Annotated in this window: 17 protein-coding genes; 10 read left to right on the top strand and 7 right to left on the bottom strand. The window is 63.6% G+C overall.

Annotated elements, in window-relative coordinates; all coding sequences use genetic code 11:
• The first annotated feature begins 266 nt into the window (after window positions 1-266).
• Window positions 267-1571 (top strand): HlyC/CorC family transporter, encoded by a 1305-nt coding sequence (locus ACOX7T_RS07195; RefSeq protein ID WP_433441292.1) that lies wholly within the window; start codon window positions 267-269, stop codon window positions 1569-1571.
• Window positions 1572-1630: 59 nt separating this feature from the next.
• On the opposite strand, the gene ACOX7T_RS07190 is transcribed toward ACOX7T_RS07195, so the two are convergent.
• A complete protein-coding gene (locus ACOX7T_RS07190) occupies window positions 1631-5074 on the bottom strand; it encodes a pyruvate carboxylase (protein ID WP_433441290.1) in 3444 nt (1147 codons plus the stop codon).
• Between the two features lie 421 nt (window positions 5075-5495).
• Here ACOX7T_RS07190 and recG point away from each other — a divergent pair, with 421 nt between their 5' ends.
• From recG to ACOX7T_RS07175, 3 genes are read left to right on the top strand one after another with little or no spacing between them, the layout of a single operon-like run.
• Entirely contained in the window at window positions 5496-7580 is a 2085-nt protein-coding gene (recG, locus tag ACOX7T_RS07185) for an ATP-dependent DNA helicase RecG (RefSeq protein WP_433441287.1), read from the top strand.
• A 26-nt stretch (window positions 7581-7606) separates the two neighbouring features.
• Window positions 7607-8056, top strand: a complete 450-nt coding sequence (locus tag ACOX7T_RS07180; RefSeq protein WP_294552963.1) for a GNAT family N-acetyltransferase — start codon at window positions 7607-7609, stop codon at window positions 8054-8056.
• A 26-nt stretch (window positions 8057-8082) separates the two neighbouring features.
• Window positions 8083-8463, top strand: a complete 381-nt coding sequence (locus ACOX7T_RS07175) for a C-GCAxxG-C-C family protein (protein WP_433441285.1) — start codon at window positions 8083-8085, stop codon at window positions 8461-8463.
• A gap of 63 nt (window positions 8464-8526) precedes the next feature.
• Here the strand turns inward: ACOX7T_RS07175 and ACOX7T_RS07170 are convergent, their stop codons facing one another.
• Both ACOX7T_RS07170 and ACOX7T_RS07165 read right to left on the bottom strand, forming a co-directional pair.
• Window positions 8527-9912, bottom strand: a complete 1386-nt coding sequence (locus tag ACOX7T_RS07170; RefSeq protein WP_433441283.1) for a DUF4179 domain-containing protein — start codon at window positions 9910-9912, stop codon at window positions 8527-8529.
• A gap of 2 nt (window positions 9913-9914) precedes the next feature.
• Window positions 9915-10385, bottom strand: a complete 471-nt coding sequence (locus tag ACOX7T_RS07165) for a sigma-70 family RNA polymerase sigma factor (protein WP_433441333.1) — start codon at window positions 10383-10385, stop codon at window positions 9915-9917.
• A 179-nt stretch (window positions 10386-10564) separates the two neighbouring features.
• Between ACOX7T_RS07165 and mutY the strand changes: the two genes are divergently transcribed.
• From mutY to ACOX7T_RS07140, 5 genes are read left to right on the top strand one after another with little or no spacing between them, the layout of a single operon-like run.
• Complete coding sequence (gene mutY / locus ACOX7T_RS07160; RefSeq protein ID WP_433441280.1) at window positions 10565-11641, top strand: A/G-specific adenine glycosylase; 1077 nt, start codon at window positions 10565-10567, stop codon at window positions 11639-11641.
• Window positions 11631-12995 carry an aldehyde dehydrogenase gene (locus ACOX7T_RS07155; RefSeq protein ID WP_433441278.1) on the top strand — a complete coding sequence of 455 codons (1365 nt, stop codon included), beginning with the start codon at window positions 11631-11633 and terminating at the stop codon, window positions 12993-12995. The genes mutY and ACOX7T_RS07155 overlap by 11 nt, the downstream gene beginning before the upstream one ends.
• A gap of 35 nt (window positions 12996-13030) precedes the next feature.
• Window positions 13031-13630, top strand: a complete 600-nt coding sequence (locus ACOX7T_RS07150) for a thymidine kinase (protein WP_433441276.1) — start codon at window positions 13031-13033, stop codon at window positions 13628-13630.
• Window positions 13631-13635: 5 nt separating this feature from the next.
• Window positions 13636-14511, top strand: a complete 876-nt coding sequence (locus tag ACOX7T_RS07145) for a 4Fe-4S cluster-binding domain-containing protein (RefSeq protein ID WP_433441274.1) — start codon at window positions 13636-13638, stop codon at window positions 14509-14511.
• A gap of 32 nt (window positions 14512-14543) precedes the next feature.
• Entirely contained in the window at window positions 14544-15932 is a 1389-nt protein-coding gene (locus ACOX7T_RS07140; RefSeq protein ID WP_433441272.1) for an MATE family efflux transporter, read from the top strand.
• Between the two features lie 48 nt (window positions 15933-15980).
• Here the strand turns inward: ACOX7T_RS07140 and ACOX7T_RS07135 are convergent, their stop codons facing one another.
• From ACOX7T_RS07135 to ACOX7T_RS07120, 4 genes are read right to left on the bottom strand one after another with little or no spacing between them, the layout of a single operon-like run.
• The gene (locus tag ACOX7T_RS07135; protein WP_433441270.1) at window positions 15981-16883 is read right to left on the bottom strand and encodes an RluA family pseudouridine synthase; all 903 of its coding nucleotides are present in this window, start codon (window positions 16881-16883) and stop codon (window positions 15981-15983) included.
• Between the two features lie 8 nt (window positions 16884-16891).
• On the bottom strand, window positions 16892-17359 hold the full coding sequence (locus ACOX7T_RS07130) for a hypothetical protein (RefSeq protein WP_433441268.1): 468 nt from the start codon (window positions 17357-17359) through the stop codon (window positions 16892-16894).
• A gap of 2 nt (window positions 17360-17361) precedes the next feature.
• Window positions 17362-17580, bottom strand: coding sequence for a hypothetical protein (locus tag ACOX7T_RS07125; protein WP_433441266.1), 219 nt, complete (start codon window positions 17578-17580; stop codon window positions 17362-17364).
• Window positions 17577-17780: a helix-turn-helix transcriptional regulator gene (locus ACOX7T_RS07120; protein ID WP_148319760.1), complete on the bottom strand. Its 204-nt coding sequence runs from the start codon at window positions 17778-17780 to the stop codon at window positions 17577-17579. Before ACOX7T_RS07120 ends, ACOX7T_RS07125 begins: the two co-directional genes overlap by 4 nt.
• A gap of 186 nt (window positions 17781-17966) precedes the next feature.
• Between ACOX7T_RS07120 and hemW the strand changes: the two genes are divergently transcribed.
• Window positions 17967-19196: a radical SAM family heme chaperone HemW gene (gene hemW, locus ACOX7T_RS07115; RefSeq protein WP_433441263.1), complete on the top strand. Its 1230-nt coding sequence runs from the start codon at window positions 17967-17969 to the stop codon at window positions 19194-19196.
• Window positions 19197-19281 lie beyond the last annotated feature (85 nt).

Raw genomic sequence — 19281 nt, 5'->3', positions numbered from 1 at the left:
ATACGAGGAAAAAATTTTCCGGACAGGGAGGGAAAAACACGCCTCTTGCATTTTATACCATGCTGTGATATTATCTGTACCAATAAGCAGGAAAGGAACCGGTGAGCCCTCGTGGACGAACCTCCCTTACCCAATTACATAGCGTCAATGGTTGAGGACAGCGTTATCCCCCGGGGATAGGGCTGTCCTTTTGCGCGCAAAAACGGGGAAATACCGGAGCAACCCACCTGCAGTATATTCATATTTTAGGAGTGATCAGTTCCATTATGGACAGTGCCAGTATTATCATGATAGTCGTTCTCATCTTCCTGGTGGCCATGTCGTCCTACTTTTCGGCCACGGAGACCGCCTTCTCCTCTCTCAACCGGGTGCGGCTGAAGAGCCGGGCCGACGCAGGCAACCGCCGGGCCGCTCTGGCCCTGGAGCTGGAGGAGGACTTTGACCGCCTGCTCTCCACTATCCTGATAGGCAACAACATTGTCAATATCACCGCCACCACCATCGGCACCGTGCTCTTCACCAAGCTGCTGGGAGCCTACGGCCCCACGGTGTCCACAGTGGTGCTCACCGTGGTCATCCTGATCTTTGGTGAGATCTCCCCCAAGAGCCTGGCCAAGGAGTCCCCTGAGGCCTTCGCCATGTTCTCCGCGCCTCTGCTGAAGTTCTTCCTCACCGTGCTGCGGCCCCTCAACTTCCTCTTCACCCAGTGGAAGAAGCTGCTCACCCTCATCTTCCACAAGAAGGAGGACGAGGGCATCACCGAGGAGGAGCTCATCACCATGGTGGACCAGGCCGAGGACGAGGGCGGCCTGGACCAGCACGAGAGTGAGCTGATCCGTTCCGCCATTGAGTTCGGCGACATGGAGGTGGAGGAGATTCTCACCCCCCGGGTGGACATTGTGGCGGTGGAGGACACCGCCGACATGGACGAGGTGGCCAAGGTATTCGCCGAGAGCGGCTTCTCCCGTCTGCCCGTGTACCATGAGGACATTGACGACATCGTGGGCGTCATCCACGAGAAGGACTTCCACGCCGCCCGCTACCACGGCATCAGCGACCTGTCCTCCTTTATGGGCACTGTGCTCTACACCACCGGAAACACCAAGATCTCCGAGATGCTCCGCATTCTCCAGCGTGAGAAGGCCCATATGGTCATTGTGGTGGACGAGTACGGCGGCACTGAGGGCCTGGTCACCATGGAGGACATTGTGGAGGAGCTGGTGGGCGAGATCTGGGACGAGCACGATGAGGTCATCGAGCAGTTCCAGAAGCAGGCCGACGGCAGCTACCTCATCTCCTGCTCTGCCGACCTGACCGACCTGTATGACATCTTCTCCATCAAGGGCAGCTGTGACGCCAACACGGTGTCCGGCTGGGTCATGGAGCAGGTGGGCCGTATCCCCGAGGAAGGGGACCGGTTCCAGGCTGACGGCCTGGACGTGACCGTCACCAAGGTGGACCACCGCCGGGTCATGGAGATCAAAGTGGTGGTGCTGCCTGACGAGAAGGAAGAGGACAAAAAGGACCGGAAAGAGAAGGACAAGGAGGGCTGCCGCTGTCTGCTGAATTAAAAATCATCCGGCGCGCCCCCCACTGGGGGCGCGCGCCTTTTTTGCCCCTGAAACAGGAATCAGTCGGGCTTGACGGTGAAGAGCAGCTGACCGGCTTTGACGTTGTCGCCCTCCTGGACATGGATGGCCTCCACGGTGCCCGCCAGACGGGCCACCACGCTGGTCTCCATCTTCATGGCCTCGATGATACCCAGCACCTGGTTGGCCTCCACCCTGTCGCCGGGCTGGACGCTCACCTTGGACACCATGCCGGGGATGGACGCGCCCACCTGGCTCTTGTCCTCAGGGTCGGCCAGGGTGACCTGGACACCCTTGACCTCGGCGGTCCGATCGGGCACCGCCACCTCGCGGCGCTGGCCGTTGAGCTCAAATTGGACGGTACGGGTGCCGTCCTCATTCAGATCGCCCAGACCCAGGTACTTGATGACCAGGGTCTTGCCGTCCTCGATGTTGATCTGGTTGGTCTCGCCCAGGGCCATGCCGTTGAAGAACACATGGCTGCCCATGCGGGCGATGTAGCCGTACTCGTTGCGGTGCTGCCGGTACTCCTCATACACCTTGGGGTAGAGGCAGTAGGACAGCATGGCCCGCATGTTGATCTCGTCGCCGCCCATGAAGGGGCGCATCTCCTCCCGCACGGCGTCGAAGTCCACGGGGGGCAGCAGCTCGCCGGGCCGGCAGGTGATGGGCTCCTCGCCCTTGAGCACCACCCGCTGCAGGTCCTCGGGGAAGCCCCAGGCAGGCTGACCCATCATGCCCTTGAAGTAGCTCACCACGCTGTCGGGGAAGGTGAGAGCCTCGCCCCGCTCCACAATGTTCTCCGGCGTCAGGTTGTTCTGCACCATGAAGATGGCCAGGTCGCCCACCATCTTGGAGGAGGGGGTCACCTTCACGATGTCGCCCAGCATGTCGTTGACGGTCTTGTACATCTCCTTGACCTCTTCGAACCGGTGGCCAAGGCCCAGGGAGATGACCTGGGGATACAGGTTGGTGTACTGGCCGCCGGGGATCTCGTAGCGGTAGATGTCGGTGGTGGGGTTCTTCAGGCCGTGGTCAAAGCTGTCGTACCGCAGCCGCACGTCGGCCCAGTAGTCGTCCAGCTTCTGCAGCCGCTGCAGGTCCAGGCCGGTGTCCCGCTCCGTGCCCTGGAGGGCGGCTACCACCGCGTTCATGGAGGGCTGGCTGGTCAGGCTGGACATGGAGGCGATGGCGCAGTCCACGATGTCCACGCCAGCCTCGGCGGCCATGAGGTAGGCGGCCACCTGGTTGGCGGTGGTGTCGTGGGTGTGGAGGTGGATGGGCAGGCCCACCTCCTGCTTCAGGATGGACACCAGCTTCTTGGCCGCGTAGGGCTTGAGCAGGCCGGACATGTCCTTGATGGCCAGCAGGTGGGCGCCCCGGCGCTCCAGCTCCTTGGCCAGATTCACATAGTACTGCAGGGTGTATTTGTCCCGCTTAGGGTCCAGAATGTCGCCGGTGTAGCAGATGGAGGCCTCGCAGAGCTTGTTCTCCTTGAGCACCTCCTCCATGGCAACCTCCATGCCGGGCACCCAGTTGAGGGAGTCAAAGATACGGAACACGTCGATGCCGCTGCGGGCGGCCTCCTTCACGAACTCCCGGATCAGGTTGTCGGGGTAGTTGGTGTAGCCCACCGCGTTGGCGCCCCGGAGGAGCATCTGGAAGGGGATGTTGGGGATCTTCTTCCGCAGGGAATCCAGCCGCTCCCAGGGGGACTCGTGGAGGAACCGGTAGGCCACGTCGAAGGTGGCGCCGCCCCACATCTCCAGGGAGAAGCAGTCGGCCAGGATTTCGCTGGTGCCGTCGGCGGCCAGACGCAGGTCACGGGTGCGCACCCGGGTGGACAGCAGAGACTGGTGGGCGTCCCGCATGGTGGTGTCGGTGATGAGCAGCTTCTTCTGTTCCAGCACCCACTTCTTCACCGCCTCGGGGCCCTCCCGGTCCAGCAGCTGCTTGAGGCCCTCGGGCCGGTTGCCGGTGACGGGCGGGAACCGGGGGATGTCGTACTGCTTGCGCTCGGCGGAGGGATTGTCCACCTGAATCTGGGCGATGTACTTGAGCACCTTGGTGGCACGGTCACGGCCGGTGTTGATGTCAAAGAGCTCGGGGGTCTCGTCGATGAACTTGGTGTGGCACTTGCCCGCCTGGAAGGCAGGGTGGGTGAGGATGTTGGTGACAAAGGGAATGTTGGTCTTCACGCCCCGGACGTGCTCCTCGCTGACGGCGCGCACCGCCTTGTGGCAGGTGCCCACAAAGGTGTTGTCCCAGGCGGTGACCTTGACTAGCAGGGAGTCGTAATAGGGGGAGATGACCGCGCCGGTGTAGGCGTTGCCGCCGTCCAGACGGACGCCGAAGCCGCCGCTGGAGCGGTAGGCGGTGATCTTGCCGGTGTCAGGGGCGAAATTGTTGGCCGGGTCCTCGGTGGTGACACGGCACTGGATGGCGTAGCCGCTGATGTGCACATCCTCCTGCTTGGTCAGGCCGATGCGGGGGTCGGACAGGGGGCAGCCCTCGGAGATGAGGATCTGAGCCCGCACCAGGTCCACGCCGGTGACCATCTCGGTGACGGTGTGCTCCACCTGAATCCGGGGGTTCATCTCAATGAAGTAGTGGTTGCCGTCCTTGTCCACCAGGAACTCCACGGTGCCCGCGTTGACGTAGCCCACGTGCTTGGCCACCTTCACCGCGTCGGCGTGGAGCTTGTCCCGGATCTCCTGGGGCACGCTCCAGGCGGGGGCGTACTCCACCACCTTCTGGTAACGGCGCTGGAGGGAGCAGTCGCGCTCACCCAGGTGCATCACGTTGCCATACTGGTCGCCCAGAATCTGCACCTCGATGTGCTTGGGCTCCACCAGATATTTCTCAATAAAGATGTCCTCGCTGCCGAAGGCCTTCCGGGCCTCGTTGCGCACCAGCTCAAAGGCGGGGGCAACCTCCTCCGGCGTGTCGCACCGGCGCATGCCGCGGCCGCCGCCGCCGGCAGCCGCCTTGAGGATGATGGGGAAGCCGTAGGAAATGGCCTTCTCCAGGGCCTCGTCCGCGTCCTTCAGGGGGCGGTCGGAGCCGGGAATGGTGGGCACGCCGCAGGCGATGGCTGTGGCCTTGGCGGCCAGCTTGTCGCCCATGCGGGCCAATACCTCGGAGGAAGGACCGATGAACTTGATGCCCTCCGCCTCACAGGCACGGGCGAAGTCCGGGTTCTCGGACAGGAAGCCGTAGCCCGGATGGATGGCATCCACCTTCCGCCGCTTGGCCAGGTCGATGATGGCGGGAATGTCCAGATAGGCCCCAAGGGGGGACTTGTTGTGGCCGATGAGGTAGGCCTCGTCGGCCCGGGTGCGGAACAGGCTGTTGATGTCCTCGTGGGAGTACATGGCCACGGTGTGGAGCCCCAGGTCGTAGCAGGCGCGGAACACCCGGATGGCGATTTCGCCTCGGTTGGCTACCAGTACCTTGTTGAATACACGCTCTGTCACTTGATTCATCCTTTCTTCCCGCTGCGGCGGATGCGGTCCGGAGGGGACGGGAGCCGTCCTGCTTCCGGTCAAACTGATGTGTTAAAGTACATTATACAGACTGCAATCTGATTTTGCAATAAATTTTATTGGACTCTGCAAAAAAGAGATAAAAATACAAAAGGAATTAGAAAAAGAAGAGGAAAATGAAAGAAAAGGGAAAAGGTTCTGCAAAATAAGTTAAGAAAAACTGTAAATAGAAATGGACAAATGACAAAAAGAGAAGAAGGAACTTAGTAGGGCTGGAAGCGGAAAAGTGGGTGCGAAAGGGGAAGGAGAGGAGCGGAAAAAAGGTTAAGTTGGTTCTTAACACCGGGCGACAGGGAGTGCTTGTTTGCCCGCCGGTTTTATGGTAGACTAGGCCACAAAGACTGCGAAAGGGGGGCGTACCGTGGCACTGACACTGGAGAGCGGCCTGAAAGAGCTGCCGGGGATTGGTGACGCCAGGGCTGCCAAGCTGGCCAAGCTGGGCCTGGGCACTGTGGAGCAGCTGCTGGGGTACTATCCCCGCAGCTACGAGGATCGGAGCAAAATTTCCACCATTGACGGCGCACCGGAGGAACAGCCGGTGTGCGTGGAGGCGTTTGTGGCGGAGACGCCCCGGGTGTCCTATATCCGCAAGGGCCTGGAGCTGGTGAAGGTGAAGGTAGCCGATGACAAGTCGGTGATGACCGTCACCTTTTTCAACCAGGCCTACGTGCGGGACGCCCTGCGCCTGGGGGAGAGCTACATTTTCTATGGTAAAGTGGAGCGGCAGGGCAGGGGGCGGCAGATGACCAACCCGGTGTTCGAGCGGGAGGGCGCTGCCCGGTTCACCGGCTGCATCATGCCGGTCTACCCCCTGACGGCGGGCATCTCCAACAACCTGCTGGCCGGGCTGGCCCGGCGGTGCGTGGACGAGTGCGCCGGGCAGGTGCCCGAGCTGCTGCCCGAGGAGGTGCGCCTGGCCCACAGCCTGGCCCAGGTGGAGTTCTCCTGCCGGAACATCCACTTCCCCGAGAGCTGGGAGGCGCTGGAGATTGCACGGCGGCGGCTGATTTTTGAGGAGTTTTTCCTCCTCTCCTGCGGTATGTCCCTGCTGCGCACGGGACGGGACCGGGGCGCCGGTCCGGGGGTGGAGAGGCGGGATTTGGCGCCGTTTTTGTCCCTGCTGCCCTTCTCCTTCACCGGCGCCCAGCGCCGTACCGTGGACGAGGCGGCGGCGGACATGGCCTCGGGCCGGCCCATGAACCGGCTGGTCCAGGGCGACGTGGGCTCAGGCAAGACGGCGGTGGCCGCCGCCTGTGCCTGGCTGGCCTGGCAGAGCGGCTGGCAGAGCGCCATGATGGCCCCCACCGAGATCCTGGCCGAGCAGCATTTCCGCTCCCTGTCCGCCCTGCTGTCCCCCGCCGGAATGCGGGTGGGGCTGCTCACCGGCAGCATGAAGGCCGCTGAAAAGCGGAAGGCAAAAGCGGCCCTGGCGGAGGGCGAGGTGGACCTGATGGTGGGCACCCACGCCCTGTTGAGCGAGGGCGTGGAATTTCAAAAGCTGGGGCTGGTCATCACCGACGAGCAGCACCGCTTCGGCGTGGCCCAGCGTGCGGCCCTGGCGGCCAAGGCAGACAGGGGAGTGCGTCCCCATGTGCTGGTCATGTCCGCCACCCCCATTCCCCGCACCCTGGCCCTCATCGTGTACGGTGACCTGGATGTGTCGGTCATCGACGAACTGCCCCCCGGCCGCACGCCGGTGGAGACCTTTGTGGTGGGGGAGGACAAGCGGCAGAGGATGTACGGCTTTGTGCGCAAGCTGGTGGCTGAGGGCCGACAGGCCTATATCGTCTGCCCCGCTGTGGAGGAAAACCCGGACGGAGAGGGCGCTTTCGGCGGTTTGGCTGACCTGAAGGCGGTGACCACCTATGCCGAGACCCTGAAAACCCAGGTGTTTCCCGACTTGCGGGTGGCCTTTGTCCACGGCAAGATGAAGCCCAGGGACAAGGACGCGGTCATGTCCGCCTTTTCCGCCGGTGACATTGACGTGCTGGTGTCTACCACCGTCATTGAGGTGGGCGTGGACGTACCCAACGCGGCGCTGATGATTGTGGAGAATGCGGAGCGCTTCGGTCTGAGCCAGCTCCACCAGCTCCGGGGCCGGGTGGGCCGCGGCAAGCACAAGTCCTACTGCGTGCTCATGACCGCCACCCACAGCCAGGACAGCCGGGCACGGCTGAAGGTGCTGGCCTCCACCACCGACGGCTTTAAAATTGCCGAGGAAGACCTGAAGCTCCGGGGTCCCGGCGACTTCTTCGGCTCCCGGCAGCACGGCCTGCCCCAGCTCCACATTGCGGACCTGGCGGGAGATGTGCGGCTGCTCAAGGAGGCCCAGCAGGCCGCCCGTGACCTGTTGGAGGCCGACCCGGGGCTGGAGAAGCGGAAGCACCGCCCCCTGCTGGAGCGGGTGAAGCGGATGTTCAGCGACAACCCGGATATTTTCAATTAATATATATAATGGAAAGGAAGAATAAGATGCTTACAATGAGACCCATGGTGTCCGGAGACCGGGACGCGGTCATGGGCATGGTGACAGACTTCTACCACAGCCCGGCCGTGGAGCATGAGGTGGACTTTTCCACCCTGGAGCAGGCCTTCCGGGACGCGGCAGACCCGGCGCAGCCCCTGATTGAGGGCCTGCTGCTGCTGGAGGACGGCGAGCCGGTGGGATACTGCTACCTGTCCTGGAACTACGCCTCTGAGGTGGGCGGAAAGGTGCTCATTTTCGATGAGCTGTACCTCAAGGACAGCTGCCGGGGCAAGGGCTACGGCAGTCAGGTGTTCAACCAGGTGATGGCGGCCCACCCCGAATGCCGCCGCTTCCGGCTGGAGGTCACCCCGGCCAACGCAAATGCCGCACGGCTCTATGAGCGGCTGGGCTTTCGTTTCCTGCAGTACAACCAGATGGTGCTGGATGCGGAGTAAACCAGAGAGAAAACGAGGAAAAACCAATGACGAAACAGGAACATGTAAACGCCCTTCGGGCAGACACTACGGTACACTACAACTGCTGCCAGTCGGTGCTCATCCCCTTTGCACAGGAGTGCGGCCTGAGCCCCGAGGCGGCCAACGCCCTGGGCAGCAACTTTGGCTCCGGCATGCGCCGGGGCGCCACCTGCGGCGCCGTTACCGGCGCGCTGATGGTGCTGGGCATGACCGGCAAGGACTCTGCCGCCGCCAAGGAGCTGACCGACGCCTTCAAGGAGAAGAACGGCTGTCTGGACTGCGCCCAGCTTCTCGCCGAGGCCGCCAAGCGGGGAGAGGCCCGCAAGCCCCACTGCGACCGCATGGTCCGTGAGGCAGTGGAGCTGCTGGAAAAGCTGCACAAGTAAATTTTGTCCACAAAAATCCCGCCGGGTGTGGAAAACTCCACGCCCGGCGGGATTTTTTGCGTTCTATTTTAGGGTTACGGAGATGGGAGTGTCCAGGTCCTTGCGCTGGGTGAAGTGGAGGGAGAGCTCCACGGTGGGCGCATCGTACCCCACCAGCGGATAGAGCTCCACGAAGTACCCCTCGGGCACGGTGAACGCGGCGTCCGTGCCGTACCACAGCTCACCTACATGCAGGGAGCTGTGGGTGTTGAAATAGCAGGTCTCGCCGCCGGGGGCGCGGTAGCTGCCGCCGCACACCTGATAGCTCACCATGTGATACTCGTCGCTCTCCGGCGGCTCCGGGGCCAGGAAGGCCAGCTCGGTGACGGAGTCCTCTGTCCGGTTCACCGCCAGCTCCACGCCGTCGGGCAGGGGATCCAGGGCCACGCCCTGCTCCAGATCCACCGTCACCCACGCCCTGTCCGGATCCAGCCACTCCAGACGGGTGATGTGGAGCGTCAGGTGGGCGGGATCTGCAAAGAAGGTGGTGTCGCACATGTGGGCGTTGCCCAGAGCGCTTAACGAGCCGGAGGGATTGTCCTCGTACTTGTTGCCTGTCTCATCTTCCAGATAGAAGTCCAGACCGGCCAAAGAGGCGGTATTATCGGGGTGCTCCTCCACGGTCAGGCGGCCGTAAGTGGGGTAACTGTCCAGGGCGAAGCGGAGCAGCTGGCCGTCCACCTCCACCCAGTCCCCCATGGGGATGGACACCACGTCGTTGAGGTGGGAGGCGTCCAGAGGAATCTCGAAGAAGAAATCCCCCTCATAGGCGGGAGTGGTCTCCTCTCCATCGCCCAGCGCGGGTCTGGGAACATCCACGGCGCCGCCGTCCTCGCCCTCCAGATGGAGGGTGAGTCGCAGCACCTCGGGGAAGCGGAAGGTATCGTCCGAGACGTGGACGGACACCGCCCCGGTCAGTTCGCCGGGGTCAAAGGCGGAGGAGGAGATGGCACAGCCCTCCAGAGGGACGCCATCCCCGTCAGCCAGGTCGGCGGAGGCCATGTAGTGGCCATGGGGGCCGTCCACCTTCAGGAAGAAGCGGAGCTGGCCCTGGTCCAGAATCAGGTATTCCAGGCGCAGCTTGACGCCGTTTTGTATTTGTTCCTCGCCGATATACTGGGCGTAATTGTGTTCCACCGCCAGCTTCAGGCTGGGGGAGAAGGCCACGGCAGCCATCAGCTCCCGCAGCACAGGGACAGTGGAACAGGCCTGGGCAAAGGGCATGGAGTAGTTGACCAGCAGCACAAAGGCCGCGGCCACGCCTGCCAGACTGGCAGCCGGAATGCCGCACCAGCGGCCGGCACGCCTGCGGCGGAGCCTGGCTCTGGCCCGGTCCACCGTGCCGTCCAGCGCAGGGGGAACCTGCTCCAGCTCCCGGAGCAGGGCGTTGTATTCCTCATTTCGGTTCATGGTCACACCTCCTCGGTGTCGCTTAATTCCAGTTTCAAAAGGGCCAGTGCCCGGCGCTGCCGGGTGACCACCGTGCCCTGGGGAATGTCCAGAGCCTGGGCGGTCTCGGCCAGGGTCAGACCGGTGAAGTACCGCAGAATGACCACCGCCCGCAGGTCCCTGGGCAGCCGGGCAATGGCCTCCTTCAGGGGCAGGTTGTCGAAGGCCTCGGCCGCCGTCTCAGGCAGCTCGTCCATACCGGTCTCCCGGGCGCGGCGGCGCAGCTCGTCGTTGCAGACGTTGATGAGAATCCGGGTCAGCCAGGTGTGGAAGAACTGGGGCTGGCGCAGCTTGCGGCAGGCGGTCAGACCCTTGTACACAGCCTCGTCCACCGCGTCCAGGGCCATGGACGGACTGTGGAGGTAGAGCAGCGCCGTGCGGTACAGGGCGGTGCGGTATTCATGTGCCTTGTGGGCGTACTCGTTGGCGTCCAGAGGGGATCCCTCCTCTCAGTTGAATTGGAGCTCCTTTTCACCCATTAGACGGACTTGGGCATGGGTTTGATTGGCCTGTTGAAAAAAGTTTTTCTTCATTATATAATGTCTGCTGGACAAGCCGCAACGCGGTTTGTCCGCCCATTTTCTGAGAGAAAATATATCTGCGGAGGTCACCCTTGAGAGAACTGGAACAACTGCCCATCCCCCTGCTGGCCTGGTACCACGAGAACGCCCGGGTGCTGCCCTGGCGGAGCGATCCCACCCCCTATCACGTCTGGGTCAGCGAGATTATGCTCCAGCAGACCCGGGTGGCCGCTGTGATGAGCTACTACAGCCGCTTCATGGCGGCCCTGCCCGACGTGGCAGCCCTGGCGGCAGCGGAGGACGATACCCTGATGAAGCTCTGGCAGGGGCTGGGGTATTACAGTCGTGCCCGCAACCTGAAAAAGGCGGCCGGGCAGGTGATGGAGCGGTACGGCGGGGCCCTGCCCGCCAGCTATGAGGAGCTGCTCACTCTGGCCGGAGTGGGGGAGTACACGGCAGGGGCTATCTCCTCCATCGCCTTCGGCATCCCGGTCCCGGCGGTGGACGGCAACGTGCTCCGGGTGGTGGCCCGTATTGCCGGGGACGAGGGGGACATTACCCTCCCCGCCACCAAGAAGCGGATGGGACAGGCGCTGCAGGAGATCATCCCCACCGCCATGCCGGGCGCCTTCAACCAGGCCATGATGGAGCTGGGGGCAACCGTGTGCCTGCCCAACGGCGCGCCCCTGTGCGACAGGTGCCCGGCGGCGGGCTTCTGCGCCGCCCTGGCTCAGGACAAAATCAATTCCCTCCCCGTCAAGGCCCCCAAGAAGGCCCGCCGGGTGGAGGAGCGGACGGTGTACCTCATCTTCCATGAGGGCCGGGTGGCCCTCCGCCGCAGGCCGGAGAAGGGCCTGCTGGCCGGGCTGTGGGAATATCCCAACGAACCGGCGGAAAAAACGGGCATACTGGAATCGTGGGGCATCGTCCCGGCGTCTCAGCGGTGGGGCGGCGCGGGGAAGCACATCTTCACCCACATTGAATGGCACATGACCGCCCGGCTGGTACAGGCGGAGACGGAGGAGCTGCCCGAGGGCTGGGTGTGGGCCGACGGCCCCGCCCTGCGGCAGATTTACGCTGTGCCCAACGCCTTCCAGTCCTTCACGCCCCTGGTGGAGGAGGGACTGGCCGGAGCGGACAATACACAGGAGGTAATGGATGGAATTTGAGGCCATGGTGTCCCGGCAGCGGGCATTTTGGAATACCGGAGCCACCCGCAGCGTGGAGTGGCGGCTGACTCAGCTGAAAAAGCTGGAACAGGCCCTGGAGGAGCGGGAGGAGGCATTGTGCGCCGCCCTGAAGGCCGACCTGGGCAAGGCGGCCTATGAGTCCTGGCTCAGCGAGATCGGCATGACCCTGGGGGAGCTGCGCTTTGCTCGCAAACACTTGAAGAAGTGGGCAGCAGTCAAACGGCGGCCCTCGGCCATGCCCCTGTTCCCGGCCAGCAGCCGAGTGGTGCCCCAGCCCTACGGCATCGTCCTCATCATGTCCCCCTGGAACTACCCGGTGCAGCTCACCCTGGTGCCCCTTGTCTCCGCCCTGGCAGCGGGCAACTGCGCCGTGGTGAAGCCGTCGGCCTACGCGCCCAATGTGGCCCGGGTGGTGGCGGAGCTGCTGGGGGACATTTTCCCGCCTGAATATGTGTCCGTGGTCCAGGGCGGCAGGGCAGAGAACGCCGCCCTGCTGGAGCAGGACTTTGACTATATCTTCTTTACCGGTTCCCCTGCCGTGGGCAAGACGGTGATGGCCGCGGCGGCACAGCACCTGACCCCCGTCACCCTGGAGCTGGGCGGCAAGTCCCCGGTGATCATCGCCCCCGACGCCAACATCCCCCTGGCCGCCCGGCGCATCGCCTGGGGCAAGTTCCTCAACGCGGGCCAGACCTGCGTGGCTCCCGACCACGTGTATATTCCCCAAAACCTGCGGGACACCTTTGTGAAGGAGCTGGCCGGACAGATCCATCAGCTCTACGGCGCTGACCCTCTGACCGGACCCGACCTGCCCAAAATCATCAACGAAAAACACTTCAACCGGGTTGCCGGTCTGATGGGGAGCGGAAAGACCGCCGTGGGCGGCCGCACTGACCCGGCTGCCCGGCGCATTGAGCCCACGGTGCTGGTGGACGTGGCGGAAAGCGACGCAGTGATGCAGGAGGAGATCTTTGGCCCAGTGCTGCCCGTGCTTACCTACGACAGCCTGGACGACCTCATCGCCCGGCAGCAGAAGAAGGCCCGCCCCCTGGCGCTCTATATCTTTACGGGGGACAGGGCGCTGGAGAAGCGCATCGTCTCCGCCCTGCCCTCGGGCGGCGTGTGCGTCAACGACACGGTGATCCACCTGGCCAATCCCCACGTGCCCTTCGGCGGCGTGGGCAACAGCGGCATGGGTGCCTGCCACGGCAGGACCGGCTTCGACACCTTCACCCACTACCGCACAGTGGTGCGCCGGGGCGCCCTGGACCTGCCCATGCGGTACGCCCCCTACGGGGACAAAAACCTGAATACGGTGAAAAAGCTCATGTAATATGGGTTCAATTGAGAGAGAAAGAGGAGAGACGGATGGCAAAGCTCTATTTCCGATACGGGGTCATGGGCTCCAGCAAGACGGCTAACGCCCTGATGGTGCGCTACAATTACGAGGAGCGGGGCCAGGAGGCCCTGCTGGTGAAGCCCGCCATTGACCAGCGGGACGGTGCCCGTTTTGTGGCCTCCCGGGCTGGGCTGAGCAACCCCTGCATCTACTTTTCCGATTTGCGGGCCATGTCCCCCGAGGAACTGAAGCCCTACGCCTGCGTCATCGTGGACGAAGCCCAGTTCCTCAGCAAGGAGGAGGTACAGTACCTGACCTACCTGGTGGACGACCTGAATCTGCCTGTGATCTGCTACGGCCTGCGCTCCGACTTCCGGGGGGACCTGTTCCCCGGCTCCCAGGAGCTGCTCTCCTGCGCCGACATCATCGAGGAGATCAAGACCATCTGCTGGTGCGGCAAGAAGGCCACCTGCAACGCCCGCTTCGATGCCCAGGGCCACGTCCTCAAGGAGGGTGAGCAGGTGGTGCTGGGTGCCAACGACCAGTATATCGGCCTGTGCCGCAAGCACTGGAAGGAGGGCAACCTGGGACCCGACTGGCGCAAGACCCTGCCCGGTGTGGCGGAGTGAGCGCCATGAAGTGCAGCATCTGTCCACGCAAGTGCGGCGCTGAGCGGACGGAGACTGTTGGTAACGGCGTGTGCGCCATGCCGGAACCGCCGGTGCTGGCCCGTGCCGCCCTCCACATGTGGGAGGAGCCCCCTATCTCGGGTACCCGTGGCTCCGGCACGGTCTTTTTCTCCGGCTGCTCTCTCAAATGTGTGTTCTGCCAGAACGATGAGATTAGCCACGGCAACTTCGGCAAACCCATCACGGTGGAGCGGCTGAGGGAGATCTTCTTCGAGCTCATCGCCCAGGGGGCCCACAACATCAACCTGGTCAACCCCACCCACTTCTCCCACGCCATCGCAAAGGCGCTGGCGGAGCCTCTGCCAGTGCCGGTGGTGTGGAACTCGGGGGGCTACGACGAGGTGAACACCCTCCGTGCTCTGGAGGGCAAGGTACAGATCTACATGCCCGACCTGAAGTACCTGGATTCCGCCGCTGCGGAGCGGTACTCCGGCGCCCCCGACTACCCGGAGAAGGCGGCGGCGGCCATCAAGGAGATGGTGCGCCAGACAGGCCCCTATGAGCTGGACGGGGAGGGGCTGCTGAAGAAGGGGGTGCTCATCCGACACCTGATTCTCCCCGGCCGGGTGAAGGAGGCCAAGGCGGTGATGGACTTTGTGGCGGAGCAGTTCCCGCCCCACACTGTCCTCTTCTCCCTCATGAGCCAGTATGTGCCCTGCGGACGGGCGTCGGAGTACCCGGAGATCAACCGCCGGGCCAGAAACTCGGAGATTCGGGCGGCGGAAGCGTACTTTTCCGCCCTGAACCTGGACGGCTTCACCCAGGAGCTGCTCTCGGCCACCGAGGGCTTTATCCCCGATTTTGACCTGACCGGCGTATAGGCGTGTCCGCCCCGAAGGAAAGGAAGATATCATTGAAATGGAAGCAACGGGCCGGGAGCCACCGCATGGGCACCATGTGGCGGCTGTCCTGGCCCGCGATTATGGAACAGATTCTGGCCACCATGGTCAGCTACGTGGACACCGCCATGGTGGGCGCTCTGGGCGCGGGGGGCACGGCGGCGGTGTCGGTGAACGCGGCGTCCATCTGGCTCATCAACGGCATTCTGGCCGGTGTGGGCGTGGGCTTCTCGGTGCAGATCTCCCACGCGGTGGGCGCACGGGAGGACGGCCAGGTGCGGAAGGTGCTGCGGCAGAGCGTGCTGGGTGCCTTCGCCTGCGGACTCATCGCCCTGGCGGTGTACCAGCTGCTGGCCGGGTTCATCCCTCTGTGGCTGGGAGCCAAGCCCGACGTGTACTCCGCCGCTGTGGCCTACCTGCGGTGCTACACCGCCGCCCTGCCCTTCGCCTCGGCGGGTATCGTGTTCTCCGCTGTGCTGCGGTGCATGGGCAACAGCAAGGCGCCCCTCATCCTCAACACAGCGGCCAACCTGCTCAACATTGTGCTCAACTTCTTCCTCATCTACCCAACCCGCCCGGCAAACATTCTTGGCTGGGCGGTTACCATCCCGGGGGCCGGGCTGGGAGCAGCAGGCGCGGCCATCGCCTCCGCCATCGCCCTCACCTTCTCGGGCGTGGCCATGGTGTGGGTGGCCCTGCGGCAGGGGGACCGGTACCAGGTGAAGCTGCGGGAGGGCCTGCGGCCTGACGGACCCGTTCTCCGCCGGGCGGCCATGCTGGGTCTGCCCTCCGCCGCCGAGCGGGCCACCGTGAACCTGGGCCAGATCGCCATGACCGCCCTGGTGGCACACCTGGGCACCGTGGCCCTGGCGGCCAACCAGATCGCCACCACCGCCGAGGGACTGTGCTACTTACCTGCCTACGGCATCTCCTACGCCGCCACCGCTCTGGTGGGCCAGTCGGTGGGAGAGGGCAGCCGGGAGGACGCCGAGGCCTACGGCACCCTGTCCGGCCTGCTGGGCTTCGGTCTGTGCGTGGGCACCGGCGTGCTCCTCTTCCTGCTGGCTGAGCCGCTGGCCGGGCTGTTCAACACCGACCAGGCCGTGGTGGCCCAGGCCGCCATGGTGCTGCGCATCGTGTCGGTGGCCGAGCCCTTCTTTGCCGCCTCTATCGTGTTCACCGGCGCGCTCCGGGGCGGACAGGACGTCCGTTTCCCCATGGTGGTCAGCCTGGTGTGCATGTGGGGCGTGCGTATCGCTCTGGCGCCCCTGCTGGTGTTCCGGTTCGGCATGGGCCTGGAGGCGGTGTGGATCGCCATGGCCGTGGACCTGATTCTCCGGGGCATCCTGTGTACCTTCCGGTGGCGCAGCGGCCGCTGGCGGAAATACTGCGGACTTGCATAATAAAACGGGTTTTGAACGCACACCTGCGCGTTCAAAACCCGTTTTTTGCTATTCTTCCGGTACCAGAACCGCCATGTCCCGGGGCAGCGGCGCGGTAAAGGACATGGAAGCGCCGGTGATGGGGTGGGTGAACGAGAGCTCCGCCGCATGGAGGGCGGGGCGGGGGATGAGGGCATGGTCCTCGGTGCCGTAGAGAAAATCCCCGGTGAGGGGGTGGCACAGGTGAGCCATGTGGACCCGGATCTGGTGGGTGCGGCCGGTCTCCAGCTCCAGACGCACCAGGGAACGGCCATTCCCGGTGCGCAGGATCCGGTAATGGGTGACGGCACGCTGGCCGTCGGGCCGCACGGTTCGGGCCAGCACGGAGCCATCCAGCCGTCCGATGGGGGCGTCGATAACGCCGGAGGGGGGATTGGGCATACCCTCGCACACCGCCAGATACACCCGGCGGAAGGCGGGGGAATGGAGCTGCTCCTTGAGCACCTCCTGGGCGTGGCCGTGGAGGGCCACCAGCAGCAATCCGGAGGTGCCCCGGTCCAGCCGGTGGACCGGGTGGAAGTCCGCCAAAACCCCCTGTTTTCTGTAATAATCCATCAGGAAATTACCGATTGTATCGGAATAATGGCCTGGGCCGGGGTGGACGGCCACACTGGGCGCCTTGTTGAGCACCAGCACATCCTGGTCCTGATACACGATGTCCAGGGGACCGGGCGCGGGGACAATGGCACCCGACACCTCGGTGTCCCCCACCACCACGGACAGCACCTGCCCGGCCTGGACCCGGTCCCCAACCGTGACCCGGACGCTGTCCAGCAGGATGCCGTCCTCCAGCCACTTCACCCGCCGGATGACCGTCCCCGACAGCCCCAGAGGCCCCCGGAGCAGGGCGTCCACCTTCCAGCCGGACTGGTCAGGGGTGACGGTCAGGTTAAGCCGACGGGGGAAATCCATACCGCCGCTCACAGCTTATGGTTGTAGTAGGCCGTGGAGGCCAGGAACACCGCGAAGAACACCGCGGCGGTGGCGATAAGGGTGAGGAACACGGCGAAATTCACCACGATGGACACCAGCATGGCCACGTAGAGCAGCACGATGAGTACCAGGGAGGTAAAGGAGAGGGCACGGCGGGTCACCTCACGGCCCCGCTCATCGGTCTCCTTGATTTCAGAGGCACGCAGCTTCTTGGGGTCCTTCATGGTGCGGCGGGTGCCGATGAGCCCCGCCACGCCGCAGATGGCGATTCCGGTGCCGAAGCCGCCGTAGAAGCCTATGCCCATGTCGGGCAGGGGGACATCCAGGAAATCCAGCACAAAGCCGGCGCAGGCGGCAGCCAGGCCCAGGACGATGCACAGGATAAAGAGCCAGCAGCGGCGGCGGAGCACCGCAAGATAGTCGCCGTGTCCGGCGGAAAAGAGACGAAGGATCATGGTCAAAACCTCCTTAAAATGTTGTCTTTCCAGGCACGGAGCGGACGGGCCAGGGGAGAGTGCAGGAAAAGACCCCAAAGGCCCAGGGCAGCCCCGGCGCCGCACAGAAAGGCACAGATCCCGCCGGGCAGCAGGGAGAGGTGTCCGGCGGCGGTTCCGACGCAGAACAGCAGAACGCCTAACCGGAACAGGGGGGACAGGGAGTGTATGGGTCGGTTCATGTCTCATCCTCCTCAAACACGAACAGCTCTTCAATGGTCAGGTGGAAATACTGGGCCAGCTTGTGGGCCAGCAGCAGGGAGGCGTTGTACCGCCCGTTCTCCAGGGAGATGATGGTCTGCCGGGTGACCCCCACGGCCTCGGCCAGTTCCTCCTGGGTGATGCGGCCTTCCTTCCTCAGCTGGGCGATGCGGTTCTTCAAGGTATCACGTCCTCGTCGCAAAAGTAAAGCTTGCTTTACAAGGAAAGTATAGCACACTTTACATGGAAGTCAAGAGCAGCTGGAAAAAATTCCGCAGCCCGGAAAATTCACATTTCCAGCCTTGAGTGAGGGGGGCGGAGGGGGTATAATACCTACTTTAGAAACCAAGGAATGAGGTGCCCCTCTATGACGGAAAAGCTGGGTATTTACATCCATATCCCCTTCTGCCGCAGCAAGTGCGACTACTGCGACTTCTACTCCCTGGCGGGACGGGAGGACAGGATGGACGACTATCAGAAGGCCCTGCTGGCCTACATCAAGGAGACGGCGCCCTTTGCCAAGGGATATCAGGTGGACACCATCTACTTCGGCGGCGGCACCCCCAGCTTTTATGGAGAGAAGCGGATCGCCGAGCTGGTGCGGGCGGTGAAGAAGCGGTTTGACGTGAGCCGTGAGGCCGAGGTGACCATGGAGGCCAACCCGGACAGCGTGGACGTGAAGATGCTCCGGCGGCTGCGCCGTGCCGGAGTGAACCGGCTCTCTCTGGGCGCTCAGACCGCCTGCGACCAGGAGCTGCGGGCCATCCACCGGCCCCACACCTTTGCGCAGACCTGCCAGGCGGTGGCCGCCGCCCGGGAGGCCAAGATAAAGAATCTGTCCCTGGACCTGATTTACGGCCTGCCCGGTCAGGACATGGCATCCTGGCAGGAGAGCGTGGAGCAGATTCTGGCCCTGAAGCCGGAGCACCTGTCCTGCTACGGGCTGAAGGTGGAGGAGGGTACCCCCCTCTGGCAGCGGGTGGAGCGCGGCGAGATCCTGCCCGACGATGACGCCCAGGCGGACATGTACCTGTGGATGGTGGACCGGCTGGAGCGGGAAGGGTACCGGCAGTACGAGATCTCCAACTTCGCCAAGTGCGGCTGCCAGTCCCGGCACAATCTGAAGTACTGGATGGGCAAGCCCTATCTGGGCCTGGGCCCCGGCGCACATTCCGACTTCGGCGGCCGGCGCTACTCCTTCATCAAGGACCTGGACGGCTATATCTCAGGCGTGCTGGAGGGCGGCACGGTCATTGACGAGTCTGAGCTCATCCCCAAGCGGGAGCGGGGCGGTGAGTACCTGATGCTCCGCATGCGTACCACCCGGGGCATTGAGGAGTGGGAGTACCGCAGACAGTACTATATGAACTTTGAGCCCATTGAGCAGAAGCTGGCCCAGTTTGAGCACCAGGGCTGGGCCGCCCGGCAGGACACCCGCTGGCATTTCACCCCCCAGGGCTTCCTCATCTCCAACCAGCTCATCGGCGAGCTGCTGGAGGTGCAGGAGAAGTCGGCATTATCCGAGCTGCTTCCCAAGGCAAAGGCGGCATTCGGGAAGAAAAAGCCGGAGGATGAGGGGAAAAAGCCGGAGAACTGACGAAAAAATTCTGGTATTACCAGGAGATAAGCTGTTTACAATGGAGAAGGATTATGTTAACATAATAAAATACAACGCCAACCAA

It is taken from the genome of Pseudoflavonifractor sp. (assembly GCF_050943825.1).
Taxonomy (GTDB): domain Bacteria; phylum Bacillota; class Clostridia; order Oscillospirales; family Oscillospiraceae; genus Pseudoflavonifractor.
Note: the sequence above shows the minus strand (reverse complement) of the source record. Positions and strands in the feature narration are given on the sequence as shown.